The organism is [Erwinia] mediterraneensis, from assembly GCF_900604315.1.
In the GTDB taxonomy this organism is placed as follows: Bacteria; Pseudomonadota; Gammaproteobacteria; order Enterobacterales; family Enterobacteriaceae; genus Pantoea; species Pantoea mediterraneensis_A.
In genome coordinates this window covers 907,212-922,663 of sequence record NZ_LR026978.1, presented here as the reverse complement: position 1 = coordinate 922,663, position 15,452 = coordinate 907,212, and the positions used below count along the sequence as shown (strand labels likewise).

The 15,452-nt window shown below is 50.7% G+C and carries 18 protein-coding genes, 1 tRNA gene and 1 pseudogene; 12 read left to right on the top strand and 8 right to left on the bottom strand.

Annotated elements, in window-relative coordinates:
* Positions 1-9: 9 nt before the first annotated feature.
* Positions 10-1,041, bottom strand: a complete 1,032-nt coding sequence (locus E0E17_RS04335; RefSeq protein ID WP_237680758.1) for an ATP-binding protein — start codon at positions 1,039-1,041, stop codon at positions 10-12.
* Positions 1,042-1,238: 197 nt separating this feature from the next.
* On the opposite strand from E0E17_RS04335, the pseudogene E0E17_RS20540 reads away from it, so the two are divergent.
* A pseudogene (locus E0E17_RS20540) lies at positions 1,239-1,538 on the top strand (hypothetical protein); the annotation flags it as partial.
* On the opposite strand, the gene E0E17_RS04325 reads toward E0E17_RS20540, so the two are convergent.
* Complete coding sequence (locus tag E0E17_RS04325) at positions 1,535-1,690, bottom strand: hypothetical protein (RefSeq protein WP_103821861.1); 156 nt, start codon at positions 1,688-1,690, stop codon at positions 1,535-1,537. The pseudogene E0E17_RS20540 and the gene E0E17_RS04325 sit on opposite strands and share 4 nt — an antisense overlap.
* A 216-nt stretch (positions 1,691-1,906) precedes the next feature.
* Here E0E17_RS04325 and E0E17_RS04320 point away from each other — a divergent pair, with 216 nt between their 5' ends.
* From E0E17_RS04320 to E0E17_RS04295, 6 genes are all read left to right on the top strand, one after another.
* Positions 1,907-2,344, top strand: coding sequence for a hypothetical protein (locus tag E0E17_RS04320; RefSeq protein WP_130831875.1), 438 nt, complete (start codon positions 1,907-1,909; stop codon positions 2,342-2,344).
* A 343-nt stretch (positions 2,345-2,687) separates the two neighbouring features.
* Positions 2,688-2,918, top strand: coding sequence for a helix-turn-helix transcriptional regulator (locus E0E17_RS04315; RefSeq protein WP_103821863.1), 231 nt, complete (start codon positions 2,688-2,690; stop codon positions 2,916-2,918).
* A gap of 31 nt (positions 2,919-2,949) precedes the next feature.
* Positions 2,950-3,447 carry a JAB domain-containing protein gene (locus tag E0E17_RS04310; RefSeq protein ID WP_130835461.1) on the top strand — a complete coding sequence of 166 codons (498 nt, stop codon included), beginning with the start codon at positions 2,950-2,952 and terminating at the stop codon, positions 3,445-3,447.
* 8 nt (positions 3,448-3,455) lie between these two features.
* Entirely contained in the window at positions 3,456-3,677 is a 222-nt protein-coding gene (locus E0E17_RS04305) for a DUF987 domain-containing protein (protein WP_016151535.1), read from the top strand.
* Between the two features lie 17 nt (positions 3,678-3,694).
* The gene (locus E0E17_RS04300; RefSeq protein ID WP_130831873.1) at positions 3,695-4,015 is read left to right on the top strand and encodes a type IV toxin-antitoxin system YeeU family antitoxin; all 321 of its coding nucleotides are present in this window, start codon (positions 3,695-3,697) and stop codon (positions 4,013-4,015) included.
* A gap of 20 nt (positions 4,016-4,035) precedes the next feature.
* Positions 4,036-4,377: a TA system toxin CbtA family protein gene (locus E0E17_RS04295; protein ID WP_130831871.1), complete on the top strand. Its 342-nt coding sequence runs from the start codon at positions 4,036-4,038 to the stop codon at positions 4,375-4,377.
* A gap of 161 nt (positions 4,378-4,538) precedes the next feature.
* On the opposite strand, the gene E0E17_RS04290 is transcribed toward E0E17_RS04295, so the two are convergent.
* Together E0E17_RS04290 and E0E17_RS04285 are read right to left on the bottom strand one after the other, a co-directional pair.
* A tRNA-Ile gene (locus tag E0E17_RS04290) sits at positions 4,539-4,614 on the bottom strand.
* A gap of 221 nt (positions 4,615-4,835) precedes the next feature.
* Positions 4,836-5,636: an SDR family NAD(P)-dependent oxidoreductase gene (locus E0E17_RS04285; protein ID WP_130831869.1), complete on the bottom strand. Its 801-nt coding sequence runs from the start codon at positions 5,634-5,636 to the stop codon at positions 4,836-4,838.
* Positions 5,637-5,778: 142 nt separating this feature from the next.
* Between E0E17_RS04285 and E0E17_RS04280 the strand changes: the two genes are divergently transcribed.
* A complete protein-coding gene (locus E0E17_RS04280; RefSeq protein ID WP_130831867.1) occupies positions 5,779-6,372 on the top strand; it encodes a TetR/AcrR family transcriptional regulator in 594 nt (197 codons plus the stop codon).
* A complete protein-coding gene (gene mug, locus E0E17_RS04275) occupies positions 6,369-6,887 on the top strand; it encodes a G/U mismatch-specific DNA glycosylase (protein WP_130831865.1) in 519 nt (172 codons plus the stop codon). The genes E0E17_RS04280 and mug overlap by 4 nt, the downstream gene beginning before the upstream one ends.
* Positions 6,888-6,941: 54 nt before the next feature.
* On the opposite strand, the gene rpoD is transcribed toward mug, so the two are convergent.
* The 3 genes from rpoD to rpsU all read right to left on the bottom strand — a co-directional run bounded on the left by rpoD (position 6,942) and on the right by rpsU (position 11,495).
* On the bottom strand, positions 6,942-8,786 hold the full coding sequence (gene rpoD / locus E0E17_RS04270; protein ID WP_130831863.1) for an RNA polymerase sigma factor RpoD: 1,845 nt from the start codon (positions 8,784-8,786) through the stop codon (positions 6,942-6,944).
* 629 nt (positions 8,787-9,415) lie between these two features.
* On the bottom strand, positions 9,416-11,161 hold the full coding sequence (gene dnaG, locus E0E17_RS04265; protein WP_130831861.1) for a DNA primase: 1,746 nt from the start codon (positions 11,159-11,161) through the stop codon (positions 9,416-9,418).
* 118 nt (positions 11,162-11,279) lie between these two features.
* Positions 11,280-11,495: a 30S ribosomal protein S21 gene (gene rpsU / locus E0E17_RS04260; protein ID WP_001144069.1), complete on the bottom strand. Its 216-nt coding sequence runs from the start codon at positions 11,493-11,495 to the stop codon at positions 11,280-11,282.
* Positions 11,496-11,771: 276 nt separating this feature from the next.
* On the opposite strand from rpsU, the gene tsaD reads away from it, so the two are divergent.
* Positions 11,772-12,788 carry a tRNA (adenosine(37)-N6)-threonylcarbamoyltransferase complex transferase subunit TsaD gene (tsaD, locus tag E0E17_RS04255; RefSeq protein WP_130831859.1) on the top strand — a complete coding sequence of 339 codons (1,017 nt, stop codon included), beginning with the start codon at positions 11,772-11,774 and terminating at the stop codon, positions 12,786-12,788.
* A gap of 541 nt (positions 12,789-13,329) precedes the next feature.
* On the top strand, positions 13,330-13,536 hold the full coding sequence (locus tag E0E17_RS04250; protein WP_130831857.1) for a hypothetical protein: 207 nt from the start codon (positions 13,330-13,332) through the stop codon (positions 13,534-13,536).
* 693 nt (positions 13,537-14,229) lie between these two features.
* Here the strand turns inward: E0E17_RS04250 and plsY are convergent.
* The gene (gene plsY / locus E0E17_RS04245; RefSeq protein ID WP_130831855.1) at positions 14,230-14,835 is read right to left on the bottom strand and encodes a glycerol-3-phosphate 1-O-acyltransferase PlsY; all 606 of its coding nucleotides are present in this window, start codon (positions 14,833-14,835) and stop codon (positions 14,230-14,232) included.
* Positions 14,836-14,942: 107 nt separating this feature from the next.
* Here plsY and folB point away from each other — a divergent pair, with 107 nt between their 5' ends.
* Positions 14,943-15,302 carry a bifunctional dihydroneopterin aldolase/7,8-dihydroneopterin epimerase gene (folB, locus tag E0E17_RS04240; protein ID WP_130831853.1) on the top strand — a complete coding sequence of 120 codons (360 nt, stop codon included), beginning with the start codon at positions 14,943-14,945 and terminating at the stop codon, positions 15,300-15,302.
* Positions 15,303-15,452: the final 150 nt, after the last annotated feature.

Here is a 15,452-nt window from a genome sequence, read left to right as displayed (position 1 = left end):
CTGTTGTTTTTATTGGATACCTAATAATTTTTTTGCTGTGTTGACTTCACTGGCTGTACGTCCCGAATGATTGGCTATCGCCTGATGGGAGGCCAAAACCTGTTCTATCGCACTCCGTAAATGAGCGATGTTAAGTTGTGCAGCCTCTCCGGTGCGTTCTGCTTCCAGCAGCACTTTAGGCAGTGCCAGACGCATACAGGTACGGATCTCACGTCCTGCCAGGCCTTCGGATAGTTCGCTTGCGGCGGTGAGAAGACTTTCTCTTTCTTCTGCGAGTGGAATTTCAGCAACCAGGAATTTGTTCCAGAGTTGATGGCGGGCTGTAAGATCAGGAAGCGTAAATTCAACGTGATAGCCAATACGGCTGCGGAACGCCTCATCATAGTTACGTGCGAAATTAGTCGCGAAAACTACAATGCCGTCAAAACGCTCCAGCTCGATCAGTAACGTAGAGCGCATCGCATTAACTTCATTATCAACGCCTTGTGTGACAGAGGAGAGTCGTTTCCCCAGTAATGTGTCGGCTTCATCGAAAAAGAGCAGCGCTCCGGTTTCCTTAGCCTGCGCGAAAGCAGCCTGGATATTTTTAGCCGTTTCTCCCATAAACTTGCTTTCCAGTTCTGCAATACCAAGAGCAATAAAGGGCATCCGTAACTGTCCAGCCAGTGCCTCGGCGCAAAGCGTTTTCCCGGTGCCGGGAGGGCCATAAAAATTTAGTATCGCCGTCGACCCCATAGGATCAACGGCTGAAAAATTCCATTCCTGGTAGATCGTTTTATGAAAACGCAGACGAGCCATACATTCATCAAGAGAGGAGCGGGTAGACAGGGATAAGATGACATCTTTATCGAGAGTAAATCTCGGGTCTGTCGATATATTTTTTTTACCATTTTCGTCGTCATCTTGTGGAGATAATGGCTGCCTAAACGGTGCTGAATTGTTACTGTGCGTTGACCTAAGATCGTCATTCATAGAGAGATGTTTAAGTTCCGTTAAACCAGGGCTGTGTTGTCCCTGAAAAATTATCATATTGATAATCATGTGAAATATAACTTTAGGTGTTATCGGCCTGTGGCTTGGTCACTTTAGTAAAAAAATTTCGGAAAATGTAACACCGCAGTCAGTGCACAGTCAGCGCTGCTTGTTGCGTTCTGCTGCTAACGAGCAGTTGGTTGTGAAAGTCATCCGTCAGCGGCGCTATTTTTTGAACATGTGAGTGCATGAAATCGTCAACTACTGGCTATGAGAAGCCGTTTCTCTCTCGTTTTGGTGAACTGAAATCTCTGGCTTGTCAGAGGCTAGCTATCTGGTTGAATGCAGTGTGGCGTTTATTTTGGACCGTCCGTTCATGGAAGATGATGGATGCTTGTTACAGTTAATTTGCGATGTATTGTCAGTTCTGGTGGGGAAAGATTTGCTGGATTACAGCTTATGGGATGAACTCAAGGTCTTTTACTTCGAGGCAATACATGCTGGCAGGTGTGTCAGGGAACTACTGCTTTACGATGCAACTGGTGGGCGATATGTTGCCAGATTAACGGGCGAGACCGACGGCTTTTGCCTGCGCTTGGTTACGTTCAAGTTGTTGCTCAATTTTTTGTACAGAAGCACCGGTTTCTATCGCGGTCGAGCTGGCAACGGCGCGGTAGATTTTTGCTTTGCTCACTAGAGATGATGTATGTTTGCTCATGAAAAATTTCCTTATAGTTGCTGCCAGGATTTTAGGTGTGAGAGGGTAGGTCAGTCCAGTAAAGTCCTCATCCGGGTGTGCAAAGGGATTTGTGAGCTAATTCGCAATTGTGCAGATTTAATCTAATCGATATGTTACTTCTTGAATGTACGCAGTAATGACTTATCTTAATTTATTGCAGTTGTAAACTATTTATTGATTTTATAAGGGTTGAAAATGGTTGAAAATCCTGATTTTACAAGAGAGAATTTTGAGGAACTTCTTAGAATAAATAATGATTTAAGAAGAAAAAATAACGATCTTTTAGATGATATAAAAAACTATCGTAAAGATGCGGAAGGTTTTCTTGCGGATAAAGAAAATTTTCTCAAAGATCTTGAAATGCTCAGAGGTGAAAATAATGAACTGAAAAAAGAATTATCAAATGATGAAAAAAAATCAAAAGTTAATCGTGGTGAAACAAAAATAAGACCTCCAGCAGTAAATGCAATTTATCTTCTCAGCAAAGAACATTATCAACTTGATAAGTTTGTTGCAAAAGATTTACTTAAAAAATTAGATTCCCTCGTATCGCTATATAAAATTGATTACTCTTTCGAGTTAAAGACTGTTGAGGCCTGGTGTACAGAATTCAAAAAAATGGGCGCTAAATAGTAGCCTGTTTTAATCTGAGAGTTACTTCTTAATACGCTTGTAATTCTCAGATAATACGAAAATTTAACTTTATGGAGAGCCGTTTCTGTAATCACTATTCAACTCTTCTCCAGCATGAATCCTTCAAATATCTCTTCTGTAATATTTTCTTTCTGAGTACACATTTTCCTCTGCCATATCATAACCTCCCTTAATAAGGGAAAGTCCGCACATCGCGTAACCAGTTGATATTAATGTATTTTATTTGATTTTGAATTCCCTGTTCCTTAATGAGAATCGCGAGTGTTGTGCATGTGTCCTGGCTCAAGCATGATAATTTCACGCTATCAACAAGGAAACTCAAATGATGCTATTTAAGTTAACTAATGAACAACGTATCAAAGTCTTACGAGATTATGGTGAAACCTGTGACCGATTAGTTCGTGAGAAAGAACGGCAATATATTACCTCTATTTCCCGCTCTACAGCGTGGAAACTGGAACAGGTTGGCAAGTTTCCACTGCGTAAGTCTATTGGTCTGAAATCCTGCGGGTGGCTGTTAAGTGACCTGCTCTATTGGATCAGTGAGCGTTAACATCAGGTGTTTTTTGCATTTATTTTTTTGGATGATCCAAGTTTATCCTGCTATTTCTGCCATTACCCCACTGGCTCCGGTACTCCCACTAAGCGTACAACGCACTGTGCAACATGCCCTGGCCCTGCTTGACCGCCACCTGCGCGAAACTGGCGTGGCGTTCACCTCCACACAGTCCGCCCGCGACTGGCTGCGGTTGAAAATGGCCGGGCTTGAGCGAGAGGAGTTTATAGTGCTTTATCTCAATCAGCAGAACCAGTTGATTGCCTATGAAACCCTTTTCACCGGCACCATTAACAGTACCGAGGTACATCCTCGCGAGGTGGTCAAGCGGGCCCTGTACTTTAATGCGGCGGCGGTGATACTGGCGCACAACCACCCTTCCGGTGACACCACACCCAGTCAGGCCGATAAAGCTGTCACGCAGCGTCTGGTGCAGGCGCTCCAGCTCGTTGATATCCGTGTGCCTGACCACCTTATCGTCGGTGGCACGCAGATATTGTCGTTCGCTGAACACGGTCTGCTTTGAGATATTACATGAAAATTATCAGTAAACGCCGGGCGATGACGATTTACCGCCAACATCCGGCCTCCCGCATTTTTCGCTACTGCACCGGCAGATACCAGTGGCACGGCAGTGTCTGTCATTATACCGGCCAGGTAGTTCCTGACATTCCCGGCGTGCTGGCGGTATACGCCGAACGCCGCCAGGACCGCAACGGCCCTTATGCCTGTCTGATGAGTATCACCCTGAACTGACAATAAAGGAGAAGCTGATGAGGAGTAACGCCACATGGGGACTGCAACGGGATATCACGCCGCGTCTGGGAACCCGTCTGGTGCAGGAGGGCAACCGGCTGCACTATCTGGCTGACCGGGCAAATATCACCGGTAAGTTTAGTGATGCCGAATGCCTGAAGCTGGATGTCGCATTTCCGCATTTTATCAGTCAGATGGAATCAATGCTGACCACTGGTGAAATGAATCCTCGCCATGCCCACTGCGTCACCCTTTACCGCAACGGTTTCACCTGCGAAGCCGATACCCTTGGTAGTTGTGGCTACGTATACATCGCCATTTATCCCACTCAACGCTAACAAATTTCACGAGAGCAAACATGAAAACTCTACCTGCTACAATTTCGCGGGCGGCGAAGCCCTGTCTGTCGCCCGTTGCAGTCTGGCAAATGTTACTGACACGCCTACTGAAACAGCACTATGGCCTGATGCTAAACGACACGCCGTTCAGTGATGAAACTGTGATTCAGGAACACATCAATGCCGGTATCACCCTGGCTGATGCCGTGAATTTTCTGGTGGAAAAATACGAGCTGGTCCGTATCGACAGGAAGGGATTTAGCTGGCAGGAGCAATCTTCTTATATTCGGGCTGTCGATATTCTGCGAGCGCGGCAGGCAACTGGTCTGTTACAGCAAAGCCGTAAAAATTTGGTACGGTGAATAATACGGGCAGTGCTACTGGCTTTCATCACTATCCGGGGATGCTTGCAGCGAGATGAAGAGAGCAAGGAGGCAATTCCTTACCTGACCCATTACCTGACCCAAATCGCAGGAAAAGAAAAAGGAGTCAGACGATTTCTCATCTAACTCCTTGTTTTATTTGGTGGCCCCTGTTGGGTTTGAACCAACGACCAAGCGATTATGAGTCGCCTGCTCTAACCACTGAGCTAAGGGGCCAGCGGAGCGGGGATTATAAAGTATCTGTGCGAGGCGATCCAGCTATCTCCGGCTGGTTGCCTGAATTTTACACAGCAAAAAAATCAGTAATAATTCTTGTAAATTCCGGCACTTCCATAAGAAAGGACGCAAAATCTGGCTTTTGTGATTCGGCTCTGGCAGGCGGGGGAGGCAGGTAGCTGAATCATACTGATCTGCCTTTCCTCTTGTCAGATACCGATTCATTGCTGGCGATAGCGCGACGCAGACTGACTGAGCGATAAAAAGGGCAGCATCGCACTACGTGCCTGATCATACTCCTGCCACAGCCCGTAATTTTCCAGGGTTGGTATTGTCACCAACTCGCCTTGCGCTAATCCGGCCAGCGCGGCCTCTACCAGGGTATCGACCTCCATCAGCATCTCCGCCGGAATCGCGGTGACCGACATACCGGCACGGTCAAAGATTTCTGTACGCGTCAGGCCGGGCAACACCGCCTGAATACGTACCTTGCTCCCGGCCAGTTCCGTCTGCATGGCGCGCGTAAGCATCAGGAGAAAGGATTTTGTGGCGTTATAGGCCCCGTTAAACCGCTCATGCATCAGGGCGACCACCGAGGCGATATTAATAATAGTGCCGTTGTCGCGCGCCTGAAACGCCCTCCCTGCCGCCTGCGCCAGGCGGGTGGGTGCCACCACATTTAATGCCAGCATGTTTTGCACCTGCGCAGTATCAGTCGACAAAAAACTGCCTTCCACGCTCATACCAGCGTTGTTTAACAGCAGGGTAATGTCAGCATTATGCTGCAGCAGAGCCTCGACGCGTTGCAGGTCGCTTTCCTGCGTTAAATCGGCCGGAAAGACCTGCGCTTGCGTGTGATAACGCTGCGTCAGTGTCTCAGCCAGGGCGATCAGACGCGCTTTATCACGCGCCACCAGAATCAAATCATAGCCGCGGGCGGCAAGCTGTTTTGCATAAGTAGCGCCAATGCCACTGGATGCACCGGTAATCAGGGCAACGCCGGGGTGTTGTTGTGTTGACATGGTGGATTCCTCAGATGATGGTTATCATATTTACCCACCAAATATGACGATCATAATATTTAACGTCAAGCTGGAAGATGATGGTCGTAATAATTACTATCATTGCTAACCTTGATCTGTTTCTGGTGGAGAGAGAAAACGCATGGAAAAAATGAGTCACAAAGCGCGTACGCGTCAGCGTATTCTGGACGAGGCGGCGCGTATCATGCGTGAGGTCGGCACTGAAGGCATTGGCGTTGCGGCCCTGATGAAACGAGCAGGACTGACCCACGGCGGGTTCTATGCGCACTTTTCCTCACGTGAGGAACTGGTGCAGGCGGTATTAGAGCAGATGTTTGCCGATTCGGCTCAGCGTACCGATGCGGCCATTACCGCGACCGATCCCGCTGAACAGCTGAGCCAGTTTATCGATCTCTATCTTTCTGAGGAGCATCGTAATCATCCGGCAGAGGGCTGCCCGCTGCCGGCACTGATGAGCGAAGCGGCACATCTGCCGGTTGAGACGCGTACGCGTTTTACCGCCGGTATGGAGGCGGTGCGCAAGCGGCTGGCTACGCCGCTACGTAAGCTGGGTTATGCGCAGGCGGACGATCTGGCGATGACCATGCTGGCAGAAATGAGCGGTGCGCTGGCGCTGGCGCGTGCATGTCCGGATGACGCGCGTGCCAGCCAGATGCTGGCGGTCAGTCGACAAGCCCTGAAAGCCCGCGCCGGTCTGGAGAGCGAAGCCGCATGAGCGAACACGCAATAAGCGATATCCTTGCGCCGGATCTGAACGTTCTGTTCTGCGGCATTAATCCCGGCAAGTCATCTGCCCATTCCGGCTTTCATTTTGCCCATCCGGGAAACCGTTTCTGGAAGGTAATTCATCTGGCGGGATTTACCCGCACACAGCTGAAGCCTGAAGAGGAGCAGCAACTGCTGGAAACCGGCTGCGGCATTACCATGCTGGTTGAGCGCCCCACAGTACAGGCGACCGAACTGGCGGCACAGGAACTGCGCGAAGGCGGAGCCCGGCTGCAGGATAAGGTGATGCATTACCGGCCACGGGCGCTGGCGGTGTTGGGCAAAGATGCCTATAAACGCGCCTTTGGTCAGCGCAAAGCGGAGTGGGGGAGACAGCCGCACCTTGCCGGTGAAACACAAATCTGGGTATTACCCAATCCCAGCGGCCTGAATCGCGCCTCGCTGGAAGAGCTGGTCGCTGCCTATCGCCAGCTCTATCTGGCGCTACATCATCAGGACAATTAGCCTGCTGACAGGCAAAAAAAACCCCGGCAAGCCGGGGTTTTTAACGCTGATGGCTTAGTCGTCAAGGAAGCTACGCAGCACTTCCGAACGGCTCGGATGGCGTAACTTACGCAGCGCTTTCGCTTCAATCTGACGGATACGCTCACGCGTAACGTCAAACTGTTTGCCTACTTCTTCCAGCGTATGGTCGGTGTTCATATCGATACCAAAACGCATACGCAGCACCTTCGCTTCACGCGCAGTCAGGCCAGCCAGCACGTCGTGCGTTGCAGAACGCAGACTTTCTGAGGTGGCGGAGTCGAGCGGCAGCTCCAGCGTGGTATCTTCGATAAAATCGCCCAGATGCGAATCTTCATCATCACCAATCGGCGTCTCCATAGAGATTGGCTCTTTAGCGATTTTCAGCACCTTGCGGATTTTATCTTCCGGCATCAGCATGCGTTCAGCCAGCTCTTCCGGCGTCGGCTCGCGGCCCATCTCCTGCAGCATCTGGCGCGAAATACGGTTGAGCTTGTTAATGGTCTCAATCATATGCACCGGAATACGGATGGTACGCGCCTGGTCGGCAATAGAGCGGGTAATCGCCTGACGGATCCACCAGGTGGCATAAGTTGAGAATTTATAGCCACGACGGTATTCAAATTTATCAACCGCCTTCATCAGACCGATGTTGCCTTCCTGGATCAGATCAAGGAACTGCAGGCCACGGTTGGTGTATTTTTTGGCGATGGAGATCACCAGACGTAAGTTCGCTTCCACCATCTCTTTCTTGGCGCGACGAGCCTTGGCTTCACCAATCGACATACGACGGTTAATATCTTTGACCTGCTCGATGGTCAGGCCGGTCTCTTCTTCAATCTGCGTGAGTTTCTGCAGGCAACGCTGAACGTCTTCTTCCACGTCTTTCAGCTTTTCCGACCAGGGCTTGTTCATCGCCAGTGCAGCTTTGAACCAGCTTTCGCTGGTCTCGTTGCCGGTGAATAAGGTGATGAAGTTTTTCTTCGGCATCTTACTCAGCTCGACGCAGAGTTTCATGATGATGCGTTCCTGAGTACGGACACGCTCCATCATTTCACGCATGTTATTCACCAGGTAGTCGAACTGCTTCGGTACCAGGCGGAACTGTTTGAAAACGTCGGAAAGATTCTGAATCTCAGCGATGGCATCGGCGTGACTACGCCCTTTGCTCTTGATGACGTTACGGGTCACCTCATACTGGTTACGCAGTTCAACAAACTTCTCGCGTGCCAGTTCAGGATCGATAGAGTTATCGTCATCAGCGCTGTCGTCGTCGCTCTCTTCGTCTTCATCATCTTCGTCGTCGCGATCTTCTTCTGAAAGCTCAGAACCGACGTGCGTGGCAGTCGGGGCCAGATCTTCTTCAGCGTTCGGATCCACAAAGCCAGTAATCAGATCGGAAAGGCGAGATTCACCCGCTTCTACTTTATCGTACTGATCCAGCAGATAAGTGATCGCTTCCGGATATTCCGCAACGGAACACTGGACCTGGTTGATACCATCTTCGATACGCTTAGCGATGTCGATTTCGCCTTCACGCGTCAGCAGTTCAACGGTACCCATTTCACGCATGTACATACGTACCGGGTCAGTGGTGCGGCCAATTTCAGATTCTACGCTGGATAACACCTGGGCGGCGGCTTCCGCGGCATCTTCGTCAGTATCGGTACTGTTCTCATTCAACATCAGATCATCAGCATCAGGGGCTTCTTCCACCACCTGAATACCCATGTCGTTAATCATCTGGATGATGTCTTCGATCTGATCGGAGTCGACGATATCTTCCGGCAGATGGTCATTGACCTCAGCATAGGTCAGATAGCCTTGCTCCTTACCACGGGTGACAAGTAGCTTAAGCTGTGACTGCGGGTTTTGCTCCATAAGACGGTATCCACACTTCTGTTAATTTGATTGGTGTTGGTCGGCAGCGAGCCAACAATAACAATGAAGGCGTTTGATATTATCGCCGCTGCCTTCGTCGCGGCCAGGGCTTTGCCCATGTTTATCGGCACTCAAGCCGCTTGTGTTAACTTATCGGGCTGGCTTACTTGCCATTTTTGTCCCCGGCAGTGCTCGCAATCCTCACGTACCTCGGGTACGCTCCGGTTGCTGCGCGCTGGCGGTCACAAAACTGGCTGCGACGCACACGCCCTTAAATCAGTTGTCGGGCTGGCTTACTTGCCATTTTTGTCCCCGGCAGTGCTCGCAATCCTCACGTACCTCGGGTACGCTCCGGTTGCTGCGCGCTGGCGGTCACAAAACTGGCTGCGACGCACACGCCCTTAAATCAGTTGTCGGGCTGGCTTACTGGCCATTTTTGTCCCCGGCAGTGCTCGCAATCCTCACGTACCTCGGGTACGCTCCGGTTGCTGCGCGCTGGCGGTCACAAAACTGGCGGCGCCGCACACGCCCCTGAAAAGCAGGTCGGGGCTGGCTTACTCGCCATCCTCCCACCGGATCGTGCGCTGTTGGGGCTGGCTAATCCGTCATCCCTCGATCCAGTTATAACTTTATTTCTTTGCCAGAGCAGTGAGTAATGATTGCAGCTCACGACGCTCTTCAGCGCTTAAGCCCTGAGTGCGATCGCGCGCAATCAATGCTTCGAGACGCTGTTCAAGCGCCGAGTCGTAAACGCTTGCCAGGGAGTCCTGAAATACCGCTTCTACCTCTTCATCCACTATCATGTGGTTCCAGATGGCGAGGGTTTCAAGGGTCTGGCTAAAATTTGTCCCGCGATATAACTCTAGTAGCTGGCCGGTCGTCAGGCCAGGGTTCTCGACGCATCGGGTCACTAACTCGACAAACAACGGTAAACCGGCCATCTTTGACTGCTCAAGTCCCTGTAATGAAGGGACCAGCGTCGCCAGATGCGGGTTCTGCACCAGTAAAGCTACCAGCACGCGCATGGTCGTGCGCTTCAGCTGAGGCGCGACCGGTAACGCACCGCTTACTGCCTGTTTCGGCATCAGCTTTTCAAGCTGATTGTCATCCAGAATTCCCAGTTTGTTACCCAATTCCTGACGCAGATAAATACGCAGCGTCTCTCCCGGAATCTGGCTGATTAATGGCAGCGCCAGCGTGCTCAGGCGCGCTTTACCATCCCGGGTGCTGAGATCCACCTGCGGCAGCAGCGAGTCAAACAGAAACGTCGAGAGCGGCATCGCCTGCTCCATACGCGCTTCAAACGCTTCTTTCCCCTCTTTACGCACCAGCGTATCCGGGTCTTCGCCGTCAGGCAGAAACATAAAGCGTAGCTGACGACCGTCATTCATGTAAGGCAGGGCGGTTTCCAGCGCACGCCAGGCCGCCTCGCGACCGGCACGGTCGCCGTCATAACAGCAAATAACAGTGTCTGTCGTACGGAACAGAAGTTGGATATGTTCGGCGGTGGTTGAGGTGCCCAGTGACGCAACCGCATAATCAATACCGAACTGCGCCAGCGCCACGACATCCATATAACCTTCCACCACCAGCAGGCGTGCCGGTTGCGGATGGCTCTTCTGCGCTTCGAACAGGCCATACAGCTGACGGCCTTTATGAAAAATGGTGGTTTCCGGCGAGTTAAGATATTTGGGCGTATCGTTGCCCAGTACGCGTCCGCCAAAACCAATTACCCGCCCACGCTTGTCGCGGATGGGGAACATGACCCGATCGCGAAAACGATCATAGGTACGTCCTTTATCATTTTTGACCAGCATCCCGGCTTCCATCAGAGACTCTCGATCCTCCTGATGCGTACCGAAACGTTTGAGCACGTTATCCCAGCCGGGCGGGGCATAGCCAATGGCGAAATGATCGATGATAGCCTGGCTCAGGCCGCGGGCGCTGATATAGTCGCGCGCACGCTGGGCGTCATTTTGTCGCAGCGCCTGCTGGTAAAAACCGTTCAGGCCATCCATCAATTGATAAAGCGTCTGGCGCTGGTGACGTTCGAGGGGGCTCGGACCGCTGCCCGCTTCGTAAGGCACTTCCAGGCCATGCTGAGTGGCCAGCTCCTCGATGCTCTCCACAAACTCCAGACGATCATAATTCATCAGGAAGTCGATGGCATTGCCATGCGCACCACAGCCGAAGCAATGGTAGAACTGTTTCTCGCCGTTTACGGTGAAAGAGGGGGTTTTTTCATTATGGAAAGGACAGCACGCATGATAGTTCTTACCCTGCTTTTTCAGCTTAACGCGGACATCGATCAGATCCACGATATCCGTGCGGGCAAGTAAATCATTTATAAATACGCGTGGGATTCGTCCAGCCATAGGCCCCGATTTTTCAGCTCATAAACGACAACAAGCCGCGCTTCCTTTCGGAAAGCACGGCCTTTTACTTGACTCGCTCTGCGTTTAACACGCGATGGAGGCGAACCTCCCAAAGAGATTAGTACAGACGAGTGCGGCGTGCGTTTTCACGAGCCAGTTTTTTGGCGTGACGTTTAACGGCAGACGCTTTAGCGCGCTTACGTTCTGTGGTCGGTTTTTCATAAAACTCACGACGACGAACTTCAGCCAGAACACCTGCTTTCTCGCAGGAACGCTTAAAGCGACGCAGTGCTACGTCGAACGGCTCGTTTTCACGTACTTTAATTACCGGCATGTAACTCTCACCTCGATAAAATTCGGTTTTTGCTGCTGGCTGCGGCGCCAGCACATTTCAAAATGGTGCAGCATTTTACTCCAACTCACGCCGGTTTGTAAAGCACCATGAACAATTTGAAACCAACAGGCGCCTTTGCCTGCGGCTGCCGGTTTTTTTCAGGGCGCTGAGTATAGCGCACTCTTTGCGCGACGGAAAAACACTTTTTCCACGCAATACGGGCTCCCACGCATATCAGCTGTGATACACTGCGCGCCGTAAGAAGGGGTAACTGCTATGCGTGTTCTGGGTATTGAAACGTCCTGCGATGAAACCGGTATCGCAATTTATGACGATGAGGCCGGTCTGCTGGCCAATCAACTTTACAGTCAGGTGAAACTGCATGCCGATTATGGCGGTGTGGTACCGGAACTGGCATCGCGCGATCATGTGCGCAAAACCGTCCCGCTGATTCAGGCCGCGCTGAAAGAAGCTGGCCTGCAGGCGAACCAGATTGATGCTGTCGCCTATACTGCCGGACCCGGTCTGGTCGGCGCGCTGCTGGTCGGCGCCACTATCGGGCGTTCGCTGGCCTTTGCCTGGGGCGTGCCGGCGGTGCCGGTACATCATATGGAAGGGCATCTGCTGGCGCCGATGCTGGAAAATAATCCACCGGGCTTTCCTTTTGTGGCGTTACTGGTCTCGGGTGGTCACACCCAACTGATCGCTGTCACTGCTATTGGCGAATATCAGCTGCTGGGCGAATCGATTGACGATGCGGCCGGTGAAGCCTTTGATAAAACCGCCAAGCTGCTGGGACTCGATTATCCCGGCGGGCCGATGCTGTCGAAAATGGCGCAGCAGGGCACGGCAGGGCGCTTTACTTTCCCGCGGCCGATGACCGATCGTCCTGGCCTCGATTTCAGCTTTTCCGGCCTGAAGACCTTTGCTGCCAACACGATCCGTGAACACGATAACGATGATCAAACCCGTGCGGACATTGCACGCGCCTTTGAAGATGCGGTCGTGGATACACTTTCAATTAAATGTAAGCGTGCGCTCGACCAGACCGGTTTTAAACGTCTGGTGATCGCCGGCGGCGTCAGCGCTAACCAGACATTGCGGGCGCGTATGGCGGAAGTGATGCAGGCGCGTGGCGGCGAGGTGTTTTATGCCCGTCCATCACTCTGTACCGATAACGGCGCCATGATCGCCTATGCCGGTATGGTGCGATTGAAAGGCGGCGGCACCAGCGATCTGGGCATCAGCGTACGACCACGCTGGCCACTAGCGGAATTACCCGCCCTGTCATAACAAAAAAAGCCTGATAGATTTATCAGGCTTTTCTTTTTATAGCCCGCTAGCGTTCACACGCCAGACATAGTGGTTTGTTTTAATAGCCTAATTAATAATAGATAACATATATCTTTGTGTTCTCTTGAATGTTTATATTTTCATAGATCATGATGATGAACAGATTTTTTATAGCGAAAGACAGATAAAATGACTCGCTTAGACCCGAAGTTAGCAGGATGATTTTAATGACAGGAGGTTATATGAGTAACAAGAGTGATATTCTTGACGGAAGTATCATTTCATTGTCCACTCATGGGCTGATATATACTGAGGTACCTGGGTAGATTATTCAGGCCATGCCAGGGGAACAGATATTCGCGCTGTTTTAAATAAAACAGAGGAGGGTGAAAGAGGGGTTGCAAATTATTACGAAATTATTTATCAGCAATCTATGCAGTTAACCCGGATACCCGGTGGTCCTTATGAAACATCGAAGTGGACAAAATGGCGAATTCAAAAAGGGCAACCATTGCAAGACAGGCACAGGATTGCTCTGGCAATGATGATAAGAACTGCTATTGCTTTTGAAAAATGGCAAAGTAAATGGATATTTAGTTGGTATGCCGATAGTGGCTTTAGTGCGGGAGATTTAGTGCCTGACTTGTCAGGGTTTTATCGCGTCATACGACCAATAGATCTTACGTCTTCTTTGCAACCCGTAAGCAAAGCTGCTGCACTGAAGCGCTGGGATTATTATGGCCCGTAGGGAATTATAAAAACGAAACCTTTAAACCTCTCCTTTTTCCGGATCCTGATAAAATTTACGGCAAAAAAACACCTTATAACGCAGAATTGACGAAATTTATGACATCTGTATTACCCTGGGATGATTTTTCCACAGATAAATTAAAAATAATTCAGCGTAATGGCTATGGCGTTAATATAAATTAATATCCAGATAAGGTATAAGCAAGGTGAAGCGGCTACTTCTCTTCTTTATTACCACTCTTATTCTGATATGCGGTGCGACCGCCAGATATGTACTTCGGGACAGTGTTTGTTATTTTGAGGCGGATTTTATTTACTATCGGCTGTATACGGCTGATGAAATAAAAGGGGCGCCGCGTCTTAATGGTTAATATCATTTTTGCTTTAGCCAGCCAGATGGAAACGATCCAGGGGTAAGTGCTATCGTTTACTCAGGCGTAAACGACATCACAGCGTTACATCCCTGGCTGATAGCTGAAGGTTATAAAAAGGTGAGTAGCCAGTCCTTTGTGGAGAAATGGCAACAGGAGGCAACAAAAAGCACAATTTTCCTGACCCTGAACCAGGAGGACAAGTCTGTTATTTTAGGTCTTGAACAATATTCGCCTTACTATCCTGAATGAGCTGAACGCTTTTGTCCTGATGGACGGGCATCGTAGCCATCAGGACAAGGACAGCAAAGGTGTGGGTTTTATGGTTTGTTCTTCTTCTTCCGTTTCCAGATTTTTCCTTCCTGACCCCGCCACAGACGCTGAATATTGTCATGGTGACGCAGCAAAACCAGGCAGGAAAGCATCGATACCGGAAAGGTAAACTGAGGTTTAAACCACCAGATATAGAAAGGGGCGATCAGAGCGCTGACAATAGCCCCCAGCGAGGAGTAGCCGCTGAGCAGCACGGTCAGCAGCCAGGTGCCCGCCATCAGTCCGGTTAAATCCCAGCCCACCGGGGCAATCGCGCCGAACGCCGTCGCCACGCCTTTACCGCCACGGAAGTCGAAAAATACCGGATAGATATGCCCCAGACAGGCAGCAATCGCCGTCAGGCCGAGATAGAGCGGGGAGAGATGCAGCAGATAGGCCAGCCAGACAGGGGCCATACCCTTCAGAATATCGAAAATCAGCACGGCAGCGGCAGCGGCCTTACCGCCGATGCGCAACACATTGGTCGCGCCCGGATTGCCGGAACCCTGAGTGCGTGGATCGGGCAGCCCGGCGATTTTGCAGACCAGAATCGCGCTGGAAACTGAGCCGCAAAGATACGCGAAAATAATCATACCAAGCGCGATAGCAACCATAATGACGTTCCGTTCCTTTAGGGTCGTTTTGTTCTCTTTAACCGTGGATAATACGCATAATCCGCCGGAAGTGGTATCCGGCATGGCCAAAAACAGAGACTGTCATCATGGATATCGTATTTATTGAGCAACTCACGGTGTTTACCACCATTGGCGTTTATGACTGGGAACAGGGGATTCAGCAGAAGCTGGTGCTCGATGTCGAAATGGCGTGGGACAATCGTCAGGCGGCAGCCAGCGATGATGTGAATGATTGTCTGAGCTATGCCGACGTAGCCGAAACCATTCTGCAACATCTTACCGGTCAGCGCTTCGCGCTGGTGGAGCGCGTGGCAGAAGAAGTGGCTTCTCTGCTGATGGCGCGCTTCAACACGCCGGGCGTGCGTATTAAGGTCAGCAAGCCGGGAGCTGTGGCTCAGGCAGCTCAGGTCGGCGTGCGTATCGAACGCGGGAGTTTTCCTAAATAAATCTTCCGTGATTGCCATCACAATGAAACCAAACCAAATTACTGTGTGTCATAGCAGTTGCCGTTACGGTTAAACGGACTGTTACACGAGAAACCAGTCAGGTTCGCTCACCATGACGCAGGCGTAATTTCAGGCGGGAGCGATTCGCTA